Source organism: Acinetobacter sp. SWAC5, from assembly GCF_003419885.1.
In the GTDB taxonomy this organism is placed as follows: Bacteria; Pseudomonadota; Gammaproteobacteria; order Pseudomonadales; family Moraxellaceae; genus Acinetobacter; species Acinetobacter cumulans.
The window spans coordinates 1-13,448 of record NZ_QUWR01000039.1; the positions used below are offsets into that span (position 1 = coordinate 1).

A 13,448-nucleotide genomic window follows, 5' to 3' on the forward strand; every position below is an offset into this window, starting at 1 on the left:
TGTTCAAATGGCGATTCAGCGTTTAATTGGTTTTGGGAAAAAAGAAGAGTTTAAGGAAATTTTGGCAATTTTAAGAAGGCAGAAGCCTGATAGGATAAGGGTTCTGTGAAATTTGTCGTGTACAGAGCTCTTTCGTTTGATTCATGGTTTAATCTCTCTCAAAATGGCACGTGTACCCGTGGGGATTCTTCTTCAAATAGTTTTGGTGATACTCCTCAGCGTCATAAAACTCTTTTTCCAAGGCTACCGTCGTGACCACGGGATTCTCGAAGCGACCGATCTCATTGACCTCATCAATCACGTTTTCGATAATCGCTTTCTGTGCATCGTCACGATAGAACGCTGCCGAGCGATACGAAGTGCCAACATCATTTCCTTGGCGATTCTTCGTAGTCGGATCATGGATTTTGAAAAAGTAATGTAGAATCTCTTCGAGAGATATTTCGTCTTGGTCGTATTCCACGCGAACCGCTTCGGCGTGCCCCGTTTTCCCTGTTATAATATCGGCGTAGGTAGGATCATCAAAATCTCCGCCAGAGTAGCCCACCTTCGTTGACGTCACACCGTCCAGACTCCTAAGGAGGTCTTCGAGACCCCAAAAACACCCTCCGGCAACGATCACATAATCTAGTTTCATAAAGCCTCCTTAGTTTTCATCCACTTACTGATTAGACTGACTTTACAGCATGTAAAATAGATATAATATGTTCAATAGTTCGTATAACATGACCTATTGGACAGTTTACGTAGGAGCTATATATGGATGTTCTCAGTGAAATTTTAGATAAGGTAGAGCTTACTAGCAGCTACTGGTATAGAACCTCATTTGCGGGAGACTGGGGCATCAGCCTCCCGCAGGAAGAGAATCTAGCGAGATTTCACATCGTGACTCATGGCGAGTTTTGGTATGAGGTGCCAAAACTTAAACTTAAAGCATTGGCGGAGCAGGGCGATATTTTGATCTTTTTCAAAGGGATTGAGCACACCATGGCCAGTGCACCAAAAATCAAGGCCGAGCCTGCGGTCGAATTTAGAGCTAAAGCCAACCTCACCGAAGCTCAAGTTTTGGAATACGGTGATCAGAGCAAGCTCAAAGCCAACGTCGTTTGCGGACATTTTTGTTTTAATGGCGGACCCGATCATCCATTCTTAAATTCGCTGCCAAATGTCGTGCATATCAAGAGTGCTGATAACTCCCACTCGCCTTGGCTTGCCATGCTTTTAAGTATTATAGAGCAGGAAGCAAAATCAGGGCTTCCTGGAAGCAACACGTTAGTCAGAAAGCTGACCGAAATTATCTTCGTGCAAGCGTTAAGAATCCACATGTACAAATCCAATAAAAATGCTGGATTCTTCAAACTGATCGAAAATCCGCAACTCAGCAAAACCTTGGAAGCTATTCATCATAGTCTCGATAAAAAATGGGGTCTTGACGATCTCGCCGGGATTGCGGGGATGTCGCGTACGAACTACAGCGTCAAATTTAAGGAGCTGTCAGGCATGACACCTCTTGATTATTTAACCTATTGTCGGCTTGAAAAAGCAAAGCAGCTGCTTAAAGAATCCGGTAAGTCTGTTCCCGAAGTGAGTGAAGCCATTGGGTATCCGGCACATGAACACTTTCAAAAGTTGTTTAAGAAAAAAATTGGCAAAACTCCTAGCGCGTACAGAAAAGAAAATTCTGAAAAGGTGTAAAAATGAATATCTATAACTCTCCTGTTACCAAAATAGCTTTCTGGGTCATCGTCGTCGGCAGTGTATTCTGTCTTCTTCTCCCTTTATTCTTACCTCTTCTTCCTCTTCACTACTTGAAGGATTATGGCGAAATAGGAGATGCTTTTGGAGGTATTTCGAACCCATTCGTACAGATACTAGTTTCAGTAGTTCTGTTTTTAGCGCTGAAAGCCCAGATTGATGCGAATAGAATCCTTCATCAGCAAATCGAAAAAGAAAACACGAAGGAGCAACTAAGGCACGAGTTAGATCAACTTCACGAACTTTATATGTTCGTCGAAAGAAACATCAAAAATTTTAGTTACGATCAAGAAAAGACCGTTGATGGCAAGACGCAAATGATCCTTCTGTATTCTCGACGTGCGATTAAATGTTTCATTGAGGATCTAGAGAGCTTAGATGTTGATATTCACAAAGATGACGACATTTTAAGGTTCGACGGGGTTAAAGAAATTATGAGCATTTTGAACAGCGTTGACCTATATTTCGACAAAATCAAAGACAGCGAGATTGCACCTTATCATAAGAGTTTTTATAAAACGCTTATGCAGCACGAACTTCTCTTCAGCGTTTTTCCTTATCAAGATCTCGACAATCAAGCGTACCTAAAACAAGAGCATTGCCCAGAGTGTGGTGAATATCATGCAAATTATCCGCCACTGATTTATGACCGGTTACAGAAAATTAAAAAAAGTTTCTCCTGATGTATTATGGATATTTATTCGGTATCGGTCCTACCAAAAAGCTATTTGTAGTATCTCGAGTACGTGCTGTGGTGTAGTAATTCCAATCTTAGAAAACTCAAAGCTTATTCTGAAACTATCGGAATTGTCGGTTGGGTGAGACTTAGTCGCCCCGTAAAGCCTTATCGGGGCGGCAAAGATAACTTTTTATATCACTGCTATTGATGACGTCCTTTGTTTACTAAAGTTGTAAGCCCTTATTCTTTGTTTTAGACCTTCAACCACTCCGGGCTTGTCACTAGGAGAGTCCCCTTGGCTAACCTTAGCCGTCAGATCGTATTCAGCGATTTCTAGCCGGTCCCCCTGAATCATTTTACGCCAACCGTTCCACAACTTAGGGTCAAGCTCTTCGGTACGCCAACCATCGGTCGGTTCGCTCCGACTCGCTAAAGCCAGATCCCTGATTTGGTTCTGGAGCGTTAGATCGTCAATCATTGTTCGGCGTCAACTATCTTGGCCGGTTCGCGTCAATTATGATGGCCGGTTAGGTTTTCTCATTTTTCCTACTTCCAGCTTGTTTTAACTGATGTTGTTTTCGATAGCTTTCTCCTTCTAATTCTATAATTGTCGCGTGGTGGATCAGCCGATCTATGGCCGCTACCGTCATCATGCTGTCTGGGAAGATCTGATCCCATGCACTAAACGGGTGATTGGCTGTGATGATATGTGCTGAATTAGCAGGAGACTTTCACTTGGGATATGCTAGGCAGCTAACCGATAAAAGTTCTCTGCTATTTGATTTGGCGTTTTAAAATCCAAACTCTTTTGAGCTATTGGAATTCAAAAGATCTAACAAAATACTTCTTTGATTTTCTGCTAACCCTTTTTTTGTACTCCTCGATGAAACAGGTCTTGATGGTCTCCTAGCTTTTAAACTTTTAACCATACATGATATGTTGTGTGAAATTTCACGATCTATTATTTGATTTCTCTCACTGATAATTTGCTTTGCAAACCAATCTAGATAATTAGCAATATACGATATTCTTATATAGGTCGTAGCATTTGATACAGATTCATTGGTTCGTATTTTTGCTCTATTAAACTCTTTTCTTTGAATTATAGGTTTTCTTAATTTTTCATCAGTTTTCTTATCTTTTTTATCTCTAAGATAAATACAAAGGCCTTCTATCTGTTCTGTAGTCAAAAACTGTTTCTTTAAGAAAGTTTCTTCCAATAAAATGTTATTAGTATGACACCATTCTAATAACAACTTAACGGCATTGAGATAGGCTTCTATTGTATTTGAGGCCTTCGCAGAATTTCTGAGCTTACTTGTAGCAAAAAGAGTCGGATACCAATTCGGAACTCCATTGTCATCTATCAAAAGTGAATAACGTTCGCCTGACTCAAATTTTGTTCTAATGAGTTTCATTATGTAGACTCAAAACATTACATTATTTGATGGTACATCATTACCTGTTAAATTCAATTATTATATTTACTTACATGTTAAATTATTATATTTTAATATCAATTATTTATATAAAATTATTTACATAAAAGTCTTTGGTGCATTTAAGTATGGTGGGTCCAGGTATAAAAGTTTGACTTTATTAGCTAATTTCTCTCTTAAAGAGTACAGTGCCAATAGGTTATTCCCCTTAATTAGCAAGTTCTCTTTTAGCTCACCATTTTCGTCAAAAAATTCAAATTCTGTCTCATTGGTTGCGCTGTAATATTCAGGATTGGTAAGTACTTTTGGCTCAAATAATGTATCAATATCTTTTGAATCGACTTCTTGATGTAAAAACTTTTCTGTTGTTTTAACATCTTCGCGAGACATGCCCCCAACCAGCACAGCATCTTTAAATGGGAAATTAATCACTACATTACTGTTATTTTTAATAAAACCTACGTTTTCTTGATTCGCACTGTAGAGTCCAATTTTATTACTAAAGCGTGTGTACTGACCTTTTTTGAGTGAATTTTCCGCCATGTCTTTCCCTACTCTATGCTTTGCCAAAAATGTGAAACTATTTGTTGTGTAATGCCAAAATTTTCACAAATAAGTGTATTACTAATAAGCATGAAAGCAACATAAGGCTGTTCTTTTTTTAGCTAGTTGATTCATAACCTATAAAAAATAGATATGAAAAAGCCCCAATGTTGCAAATGGGACTTTTTTGTTGCCAAGGTTAAACTACTTAGCTAAAACTTGATCCACTGAACCAATTAACTTTCGGATTACTTCACCTTCTAGGGTGTTGTTATAGGTGTGTCATTTCAAATTTAGATTTTATCCCACCTCTTGAACAAGAGTATTAAGAATAAAACTGGATAAGCAATTGGCCATAAAACTGTAAAAAGTATTTTTGATGAATAAGGACTAATTTTCATCAAAATTTTATTAATAAAATAGTACCCCGTTAAAACATAAAAAACCGCACTAAAGTACTGGTGCATATTAATCAGTAAACACCACCAGATAATAGCCCAAAGAATCGCTACAAAAGTAAGGTAAAGGTAGAAAGCTTTATTTAGTTGCATGTTCATCATCTTTGTTCGGCATAACATTACCTTTTAAAAATCTACAATTGATCTAGTTCCCTTAGGAAAAAAACCACTAATTGCTTAGTGGTTCGTTCTGATCTGGTGATTAATTGGATTCCGTGGATATGACAATAGATGTCATATAAAACCTTCTTTGAACTGTCGCCCTTCCAGCGACTCTAAGTGCATTTCAAGGAAATCTATTGCCACTTCTGAGTAATTTGCGTTGGCTGAACAATTCACCAACTTTTCATCACAAAGACATTTTCCCAAATTTGCCAACTGAGTAACCAACTCATTTCGTACAGAAGCCAAGCTGAGAGCTTCAATCTGAGCTTGCAGTTCTTCACTGAAAAACTGCAGTTCCATACGATTACCACATTGTTGTTGCAGTAGATATTTATTTAATACCGCTACGGCTTTAGCGGTATTTAATTCACCGTTCATCAATATTACTTATTGTGACGGTACTGGCTTGGATAAACAGGGTTTGGATCAGCCCATAAACCAAGGCGTTGAGAACGTGCGTTGCTTTCAGCACTCAAAATAATTTTATCTTTGAGATATTCACGATAAGCCCATGCATAGCCATCTTTAACTTGCTTATAGTTAACACTATTCACGATGTTTAAGTTGGGCACTTGGTTTGTACGCATCTGAAAAATGGTACCAAGAGTACGACCGTAGCGGTCCTTACTATTTTCTTGCACATACACAATCGTTTCATGCAAGAAACTGATGTTCTGACGCGATTTCTGACCAAAAGCTTGACTTTTTTCTGGTGCATCAATCTGGTTGAAGCGAACACGGATCTGCTCATTGTTGTTGTTTAAAACGGTGATAGTGTCGCCGTCAGAAATACGTACAACTTTGCCAACAAAATCGGCTTGAGCTGCAGTAGCAACAATAGACATGGATAAGGTTAAAGCTAAACTTTTTAAAGTTGTATTAAGGTTCATTTTGAATCCTTAGTGGGTAAAGAATAGGTGAATTATATCGCATTACGTAACTGCAATTTTTTTCTTAAAAAATATATTCAGCTGATTAGTTAGGATTTATCCCCTTTCTCTCAAGCCATTTTTTCCATTGAAGTGCATACGCAACTAAACCAGGTTGTTTTGTCGTGCCATTGCGATATATCGCATTAAAAGATGGCGTCCATGAGTGGTAAGCAGCTGCTCTAACCCAAAAATCGGTTGACGGTTTTGTGGTTAATCGATTTCGCAAGATCTTGGCTGCAAGTCGCGCATTCAGACATCCATCAGTACGCACATAATGGCTGTTATAATTTTCAAACATACCGCCACGTTTAAAGTGCATGGAATTGATTTGGAATTGCCCCATATCCAATGAACGGTTTTTGTTTTGCGCTGTTTGTCCATTGGTACCACGCTCTTTGCTATGTATACCCAATAAAACATACAGCGGAACACCTTCTGACCGCGCAGCATGAATAACACAACTCAAAGTAGCGACTCTACCCGGTACGGTTTGATCGTAAGATGCACTCGCTTGGTTGTATTGATTGTATTGCGTAGTTGGATAGGTATAAGAAACAGGACGGATATTCTGGCGAACGGGTTGTTGTTGTGGTGCTGGTGCTTGCTGGCCACTAGGTTGTGGTCCATTTTGTGCAACTGCCGTGCGCTCAGTGCTAGTCGGAGTTTCTTCAGTTTTTTGCGGTGTGTACTTCACGCCCAAGTAACGACTCGTAAATCCTCTTGGCTTTGCTGGCGCCGTTTCTTGCTGAGTGTTGGTCATGACCTGAAATGGTCGATATGGTGTACTTGATCCATTAGAATTGACATGGTTTGCATATGCACCTAGAGCCTCAGAACTTTGAGGCAATTGAGCATAAGCAACGCTTGATCCTAATAGAGTCGCAAATAGCGTTGGTTTTAACAGCATATTAATCAGCACCTTTATCGTTGTTGTTGAAATTGTCGATTAGGTGCTGTTTACGGTCAGCTAACTTATTCAGTGTTTCAACTGGCAATGGGTTTTTGCCGTCATACCACGATAAGCTATATTTTTTTGGCGCATAGCGGAACCATGCCAAGAATGGCGCATTCGGTAAAAATAAAAGACCAGTACGGACTTGCCACGCACGATAAGCTGAATTGATGCTAACCATGTATAGATAAAACACCAATAATACACCTGGTACAACAAGCATTGGATATAGCGCTTTAAAGAACATATAAACTACGTACAAGCCTGTAAACATAGATAATGCTAAATACAAATAAGACGAAAATTGATGGTTTTTAACAAGCTTGTCTATTTCATCATTACTCATTGAAGCTAAACGTTCTTGCCCTCTTGGGTAGTGAGTATTAGCAATGAGTCTTTTCAGTTGTTTAAAATTGTTAGGTGCGACAATTTCATATTCACATAAAGGGTGTGCACATACCCAATTCACGTTGCCTTTATAAGAACGTGGAATCCTGTTGTCATGCATTAAAATCGATTTACCGCATTCGGGGCATGTTGGAGACAGCATTGATCTAATATTAGATAAATGCGGTAAAAACCCTTTTCTAGCTGAACTCCAGTGGCTTTTACGCCCGAAATCAAAAAAGATTCGCTTTAAAATACCTGATTTACGGGGTTGACTAGCTTCAATTGCCTGTTTAATGGCAGCTTCATCTAAAACCTCATTGGTAATATTTACCTTTTGTGGAGCACTATCAGAACTATTTTTATCTGAAGACATACTTTTACCTACGGACTTTTATTATGTAGAATACGTTATTATATTAAAGGATTTTCAACGTGTCTAAAACCCTTTTTATTTTCGCAACGGTTATTTTAATTTCCACCCTTTTAAGTGCCTGTAATAACTCTAATACTCCAAATGAACAAGATCCATTAAAAGGTCAAGAACAGAAGTTTTTAGACGAATCGGCAACGAGTGAATCAAAAGAACTTGTGTTTTATGACTTGGTAGATCCTAAGAAAAAAGACCAACCTATAAAGGCTGAAGAAGCAAGTGCTTCCGAGCCTGAAGCCCAAGAACAACAACCTGAAAACGCCTTATCTCCTGAGGTTCTTGAAGCGATTCGTGAAAATACAGAACGACAAGAAAAAAAAGAAAATGCACTCAGAACAATAGCTGAAGCTAAGCGTATTGAAGCATTATTAGTAGGTAAAGATCGCAGTAGTGATGATGGCTATACCTATAACAGTGATGAATAATTGATATATCAATGGTTTTAACCAATACAAACTTATTATTTTAAGTTAAAATGATTTTAAATTTTTTGGTATATACGGTTATGTTTAACAGTGCTTTTAAGAAACATAAAATAAAAATATGTTTTGGCTTGCCAATCATAATTGTGGTTTCGATCTTAATATTCAAAATCTACTCCTACCCCTTTAAGCCAAGACTCTTAAGCCCCGATTGGATTGAAAGTCGCTACAATGGTTGGGATGTTGAACATCATGACTTATGGATTGCTACAATTGTGGATGTTGTTGGTCCAAAAACAGTAAAAATTAGAAATCAAAATGGAGAAGAAAAAATTATGGATCTTCTCTATATAAATGCTTTGCAATCTTCGGAAAAAATGAAAAACCTCTATATCAATAGCTTGTCCGGTTATGTTGGCCAACAGCTATTTGTAAAAGGAGATCCAGACAAAGCGCGGTTTAATGGCGTCTTGATCGATGGTAACGGTGAAAATATCAATCTAAACCTAACTTATGTACCAGGTGCGGTATTGGATATGTCATCAACTGCATACATTCATGACCGAGAAAAGCAATTAGTTCCTTATTTCGCGAATATCAATTCAGAAAATAGAACGTTTTAAGTTATAAATTAAGGGATATTAGAAAGGCCAAGCTATGCCAGCACCATTATGTTTTCTCACACTGGAATTTACCGCCAAAGTCAAGAATCCAGTTGATGTGCCTGACATTATTAAGTCGTCTATTTTGACGCGTATTAAAAAGTGCCGCACATCATCAATAGAACAGGTTCAGTATCTTTATAATGCTGAAGAGAGCTACTGGAAGCCAAAAAAACAAGTCACTGAAGAAGCAACTCAATATCATGGCATCACCAATGAAGATTTATTAACGCAAGACTCAATCAATGGTCTAAAGATTAAAAACTATGTTGTGTATTGGGCAAACGTTTATACATTTAGAATTTTGCAAAAAAGCAAAGTGAAGTTTTTTAATCACCGCTTTATCTTTTTAAACAACTTAATCAACGTGATTGGTGAAGATGGTTCCCTACCCATGACAGAATGGGCACGTTTAGCCAGTGCAGCTTCGGGAAATAATGAATTTCCAGAAGAGATACTGACTAACACTAACAATAAGGTCATCTGTTTGACCGTTATATTTGATTATATTTCTGAAAAATTAACATCACTTTATGGTTTGGATCTAAATAAGCATTACGATCTGGTTGCTGCAGTACAATACAACAGTGCTATCAAAGCTAAGAGTCAAAAATCATTAAAGGTTCATAAGCTTATGCGTGATGATTTTAATGAGTTTAAATTGCTTTTAGACAAAGGCATGGAGATTAAGAGAATTAAAAAGGAATATTTTATAAATAATAACTATCTCCCTTAAACCTAAAAGTCACTTTCTTAAAAGTGGCTTTTTTGCGTTAAACATAAAATAAACTATCACTAAAACCCTTTTTTAAAATATAATACTTTTAATTTCTATTTTAACTGGTGATACATTGTGAGTTTAATTAAGAAGCAAAAAGACATTCTATCTCACGACCCTCTTGTTTCAATTTTTAGTAACAATGACCTTTTAACAATCTCAGTTGATACGGATTCTGAAGATTTGAATCGTCAACCTAAAAATATAAAAATCTCGAATGCCGATCTTAAAGAGTTAACAATACAAATCAGTGGTTTTGATACTTTAGAAAACAATGATGTTGGTCGTTATTTCACTTGTTCTGGTACCGTAGAGCTCGTTAATACACTAGGTAATGGTGAAGAAAAACGTTTTGTATTAGCAGAGCCAAAAATCAAAGTAAACGTGGTTAAAAAAGGTCATTTACCGCAAACAGAACAAATTAAACAATTGGTTCGTAATGCGTGGATGGATGCATTTAGTGATGGTTGCCAAAACATTAACCAACCTTACCACTATGAAGATGAAACTTGGTTTGAACGCTTCAAAGGTAGCATTATTGGTAAGTTTGTACTGATCGTACTTGCCACTTTCTTCGCTGCTTTCATTGGTTTGGCTATTTTTGGTTATGTTGCTGGTAAAAAACAACAGGACCCAACATTAGAAATTGCGAATCAAATTGCTCAAGATCCTGAAGCATTAAAGCAATTGCTGAATCAATATGATCAACAAAATAACCAATCTGGTGCACCTACTCCACAAGCATCACCAGAACAAGCAGCTGAGCAAGAAAGACAGCAAGAAATTAGCTCATTCGGTTTAGATGCTGGATCTAGCGAATAACGCTGATTAAGCAATAAAAAAGCACCTTAGTCATAAATACTTTGGTGCTTTTTTTGAGCCTAAATTTATTATGCAAATTTAAAAAGAATCCAAATGATGACGAGATGTACTGGATAGAACCAGTACGCCCACTTCCCCACTGGCGGTACTTCAAAAGGTATATTCATGTGCTGTCCTTTCAGTAGGAATTGTGCACCAATATACGTTGCAATGGCGCTACTGACAGCAAATGAGAATGCCAAAGAATATGTAGTCATATCCGTATAGTAGCCACCAATCAACCAGTTGAAAATGTTGGCCAATGAAGTGAGCAAGACGCTGATCATTAAAAAGTATTTCTTAGAACGAACGTTGGTTGTTTTAAAGAATAAATACAGGAATACAATTAATAAAACGCCCCACACGCTATACATAATAAAATTAGATAGCAATATGGTCACGACTAACAGAGAGACAAACTGCAGCGTTGCATATTTATGTTTAGATTCCCCCAATACAACAAGCAAAAATCCTAAAAGCAACGTAGGCATGACGTTCAGTGTTGTAAATGGCTCTTGGTTGAATAGTTGATACGGTACTTCTGATAGCACACAAAACAACGCCAAATTTTTAAAATAGTTTTTTAATGTATGGGTTTTCTTTTTAGAAATAGCTTGGTTCAAATTGAATGCAAGCATGATACAAAAAATAGGAAAAGCACAACGACCAATCGTCCTCAACAACAGATTATATTGAGGAAATAATATTGATGCGTGGTCAATAACCATGGTCACAATCGCAATCCACTTCAATAGATCCAAGGCTCTATTGCGATCTCGCACGGCGCTTTGGCTAATTACAGCTTCTTGTAGATGAACCATGTGTTATTTTTCGCTAAATGGTTTGTATAAGCATCACTACGCTGTTTTCGGGTGTTGTTACGATTATCTAAGATCTCAATGCTGTTCCAACCTTCGGGATAACCGAGCACCAGTCCAGAGTTATAAAATCTCGTGCGATGACGCTCTTCATCGCCGGCATAAAACAAGTACGCACGAATATCGTTATACGGTCGATGCCCGACCAATACGTTATCTTCATCACGATCAAAGTACTCATAAATTAAATCCGTATATTCACGATTGAAGTATCCGCACTTCTCAAACAGATCTGCACTTGAACGAAAAGTAATAGATTCCTTGGCCAGTGTTTTATTTAAAATCATGCGAGTGACATTACGAGCAAACACGGGCAAATTAAAATGCACAGGCAAATGAATTTCATTTATTTCGGACAAATCAATAGGATCACCAAAAGGACTAGAAAGTTCTAATGCTTTTTGATAAAAGTCCATCCATTGTGCAAGATATTCATCAACAAACTTTTTCTCACCATAATAAATTGGTAATCCATCAACCGTTAAAAGGTTTTGTGGAGGAAAAATATTGTTTCTTAAATCTAAGATGCTTTGTTTTAATTTTGCGATTTCGATTGGATCACTAATCATAACAACTCACTCGAATTAGAGTATTAAGATAATTATATAGGGTTTTAATTAATTGGATATAAGTTTTTAGCTCAGTAAATAAGCATTTTTGTTGTGTGGCGAATTAGAATTGATAAAAAATTTAAAAGAATATTTATTCTAGGAATTATTGATACAATGTATCTAATTTCTTACGAATTAGTATATACAATTGGGATTACTATGCTTACCCCTGATCGAATAGACAAACAAGTTAATTTGGCTGGAATTGACAAGTCGTGGACCAATTTATTAAATCACTTGGACATTGATAGTCATCCTGAATACAACATCAATAAAACTCAGCCATGGTACTTGGCTAATTTTGTAGATTACCTACGCCTACTCAACTTTAAGTTTGATGAATTAAATCTAAGAGAGATTCGTGCAGTTGATTATGACTTGGTAGATTGGTCATTTCTTAAATCTAATCGCCTAAATGGTGTTGAGGTGTTTAAGGACCTTACCATTTATCTGCAGAAACCCATTTTTGTTACGCAATATCCTAAATGTGTAGCCATCAATGCTGATGTTCGCGATCGTAAGCTTGCAGAGGTTATTTATGATTACTACAGACGCTTCTTACCGTTTTTTTATTCATTCATTAAATTGATCAGATCAACGCAGCGCTTATCTCTAGAACGTAAATTACCCGTGATTGATAACTTTATGTCTAATTTTGGAGATCTTAGTACTGGTGAGTTTTATTCAAATATTCCATTTGATGATGCAGAACTCAAAAAGATTTTGAAAAATGGCTTTGAAAAATATAGAGAGCATAAATCAGAACAGCGGTTTAGCCGTGCCATCGCAGAGCTAACACCGATGTTTAAAGCTTTGTCTGAATACTTAAAGATTGTGTCTACGGTTAACTACGTGGATCTAGACCTTATTCACTTCTTACACAATGCATTTTTGGGTAAAAACTTTAATATTTATTCAGATCTATTCGCTATGGATAAAGAACCTAATTTGTTGGTCAATTTAAGTTGGACATACACAAAAGCAGTCGTTTATGTGCATCGGCTATATTAAAAGGAAGAAGAATATAGCGATCTTTTAACGAAAGGGCCTGGTCATACCGAAGTTTTGTAGCAGAAGAAAAATCTGTACTGGTTTTGCCCGTGGCAAAGTCTAACCAAAAGACGTCATTTCCATCGCACAATAAACCTAAATTATCCTTTTCAAGCGCCACATACTTGATATAAGGATCATCTATTTGTGAGATCGAGGGGATATATTGATAGTCCACCTTTCATACAATATGTTTGCGAACGTGGTGCACGGCGATCGGTTGATCTATGGACCGTGCGTTATCCCATGCTACCTGAGCTTGCTCTAAAGTATATACGTGTGTCTTTTTACATTAATGTCTTAAACTGGCAAAATGGTAAGCGTCCGCTGAACACACCTTATGAATTCTTCCTATAAGCCTTAATTTAGTCCCCACTTAAAAACAAGTGGGGACTAAAATTTATGACTACAAATCACCAGACATCCATCGCATCTCTTGCGAA

The 13,448-nt window shown here is 37.3% G+C and carries 16 protein-coding genes and 1 pseudogene; 7 read left to right on the forward strand and 10 right to left on the reverse strand.

The window, feature by feature from the left end:
* Positions 1–148 precede the first annotated feature (148 nt).
* The gene (msrA, locus tag DYI81_RS16855) at positions 149–637 is read right to left on the reverse strand and encodes a peptide-methionine (S)-S-oxide reductase MsrA (RefSeq protein ID WP_000762837.1); all 489 of its coding nucleotides are present in this window, start codon (positions 635–637) and stop codon (positions 149–151) included.
* Between the two features lie 122 nt (positions 638–759).
* Between msrA and DYI81_RS16860 the strand changes: the two genes are divergently transcribed.
* Positions 760–1,695: an AraC family transcriptional regulator gene (locus DYI81_RS16860; RefSeq protein ID WP_058952586.1), complete on the forward strand. Its 936-nt coding sequence runs from the start codon at positions 760–762 to the stop codon at positions 1,693–1,695.
* 2 nt (positions 1,696–1,697) lie between these two features.
* Positions 1,698–2,438, forward strand: coding sequence for a hypothetical protein (locus tag DYI81_RS16865; protein ID WP_117008143.1), 741 nt, complete (start codon positions 1,698–1,700; stop codon positions 2,436–2,438).
* A gap of 523 nt (positions 2,439–2,961) precedes the next feature.
* On the opposite strand, the pseudogene DYI81_RS16875 reads toward DYI81_RS16865, so the two are convergent.
* From DYI81_RS16875 to DYI81_RS16910, 7 genes and pseudogenes are all read right to left on the reverse strand, one after another.
* Positions 2,962–3,141, reverse strand: a pseudogene (locus tag DYI81_RS16875) (ATP-binding protein); the annotation flags it as partial.
* An 84-nt stretch (positions 3,142–3,225) separates the two neighbouring features.
* Positions 3,226–3,852, reverse strand: coding sequence for a hypothetical protein (locus tag DYI81_RS16880; protein ID WP_058952585.1), 627 nt, complete (start codon positions 3,850–3,852; stop codon positions 3,226–3,228).
* A gap of 120 nt (positions 3,853–3,972) precedes the next feature.
* A complete protein-coding gene (locus DYI81_RS18170; protein WP_228141108.1) occupies positions 3,973–4,416 on the reverse strand; it encodes a hypothetical protein in 444 nt (147 codons plus the stop codon).
* A 692-nt stretch (positions 4,417–5,108) separates the two neighbouring features.
* Positions 5,109–5,417 carry a hypothetical protein gene (locus tag DYI81_RS16895; RefSeq protein ID WP_005006143.1) on the reverse strand — a complete coding sequence of 103 codons (309 nt, stop codon included), beginning with the start codon at positions 5,415–5,417 and terminating at the stop codon, positions 5,109–5,111.
* Positions 5,418–5,422: 5 nt separating this feature from the next.
* The gene (locus DYI81_RS16900; RefSeq protein WP_099143606.1) at positions 5,423–5,929 is read right to left on the reverse strand and encodes a thermonuclease family protein; all 507 of its coding nucleotides are present in this window, start codon (positions 5,927–5,929) and stop codon (positions 5,423–5,425) included.
* Between the two features lie 85 nt (positions 5,930–6,014).
* Positions 6,015–6,878: a lytic transglycosylase domain-containing protein gene (locus DYI81_RS16905; RefSeq protein WP_063454483.1), complete on the reverse strand. Its 864-nt coding sequence runs from the start codon at positions 6,876–6,878 to the stop codon at positions 6,015–6,017.
* A gap of 1 nt (position 6,879) precedes the next feature.
* Positions 6,880–7,686, reverse strand: coding sequence for a hypothetical protein (locus tag DYI81_RS16910; protein WP_099143605.1), 807 nt, complete (start codon positions 7,684–7,686; stop codon positions 6,880–6,882).
* A gap of 59 nt (positions 7,687–7,745) precedes the next feature.
* On the opposite strand from DYI81_RS16910, the gene DYI81_RS16915 reads away from it, so the two are divergent.
* The 4 genes from DYI81_RS16915 to DYI81_RS16930 all read left to right on the forward strand — a co-directional run bounded on the left by DYI81_RS16915 (position 7,746) and on the right by DYI81_RS16930 (position 10,427).
* On the forward strand, positions 7,746–8,168 hold the full coding sequence (locus tag DYI81_RS16915) for a hypothetical protein (protein WP_005006133.1): 423 nt from the start codon (positions 7,746–7,748) through the stop codon (positions 8,166–8,168).
* 80 nt (positions 8,169–8,248) lie between these two features.
* Positions 8,249–8,788, forward strand: a complete 540-nt coding sequence (locus tag DYI81_RS16920; RefSeq protein WP_228262019.1) for a hypothetical protein — start codon at positions 8,249–8,251, stop codon at positions 8,786–8,788.
* A 34-nt stretch (positions 8,789–8,822) separates the two neighbouring features.
* Entirely contained in the window at positions 8,823–9,563 is a 741-nt protein-coding gene (locus DYI81_RS16925; protein WP_005006125.1) for a hypothetical protein, read from the forward strand.
* Between the two features lie 117 nt (positions 9,564–9,680).
* A complete protein-coding gene (locus DYI81_RS16930; RefSeq protein ID WP_117008145.1) occupies positions 9,681–10,427 on the forward strand; it encodes a hypothetical protein in 747 nt (248 codons plus the stop codon).
* A gap of 68 nt (positions 10,428–10,495) precedes the next feature.
* Here the strand turns inward: DYI81_RS16930 and DYI81_RS16935 are convergent, their stop codons facing one another.
* A complete protein-coding gene (locus tag DYI81_RS16935) occupies positions 10,496–11,287 on the reverse strand; it encodes a TraX family protein (protein WP_005006121.1) in 792 nt (263 codons plus the stop codon).
* Positions 11,263–11,913, reverse strand: a complete 651-nt coding sequence (locus DYI81_RS16940; RefSeq protein ID WP_057694164.1) for a hypothetical protein — start codon at positions 11,911–11,913, stop codon at positions 11,263–11,265. Before DYI81_RS16940 ends, DYI81_RS16935 begins: the two co-directional genes overlap by 25 nt.
* A gap of 201 nt (positions 11,914–12,114) precedes the next feature.
* Between DYI81_RS16940 and DYI81_RS16945 the strand changes: the two genes are divergently transcribed.
* Positions 12,115–12,966, forward strand: a complete 852-nt coding sequence (locus DYI81_RS16945) for a hypothetical protein (RefSeq protein WP_228199086.1) — start codon at positions 12,115–12,117, stop codon at positions 12,964–12,966.
* The last annotated feature ends 482 nt before the right edge of the window (positions 12,967–13,448 follow it).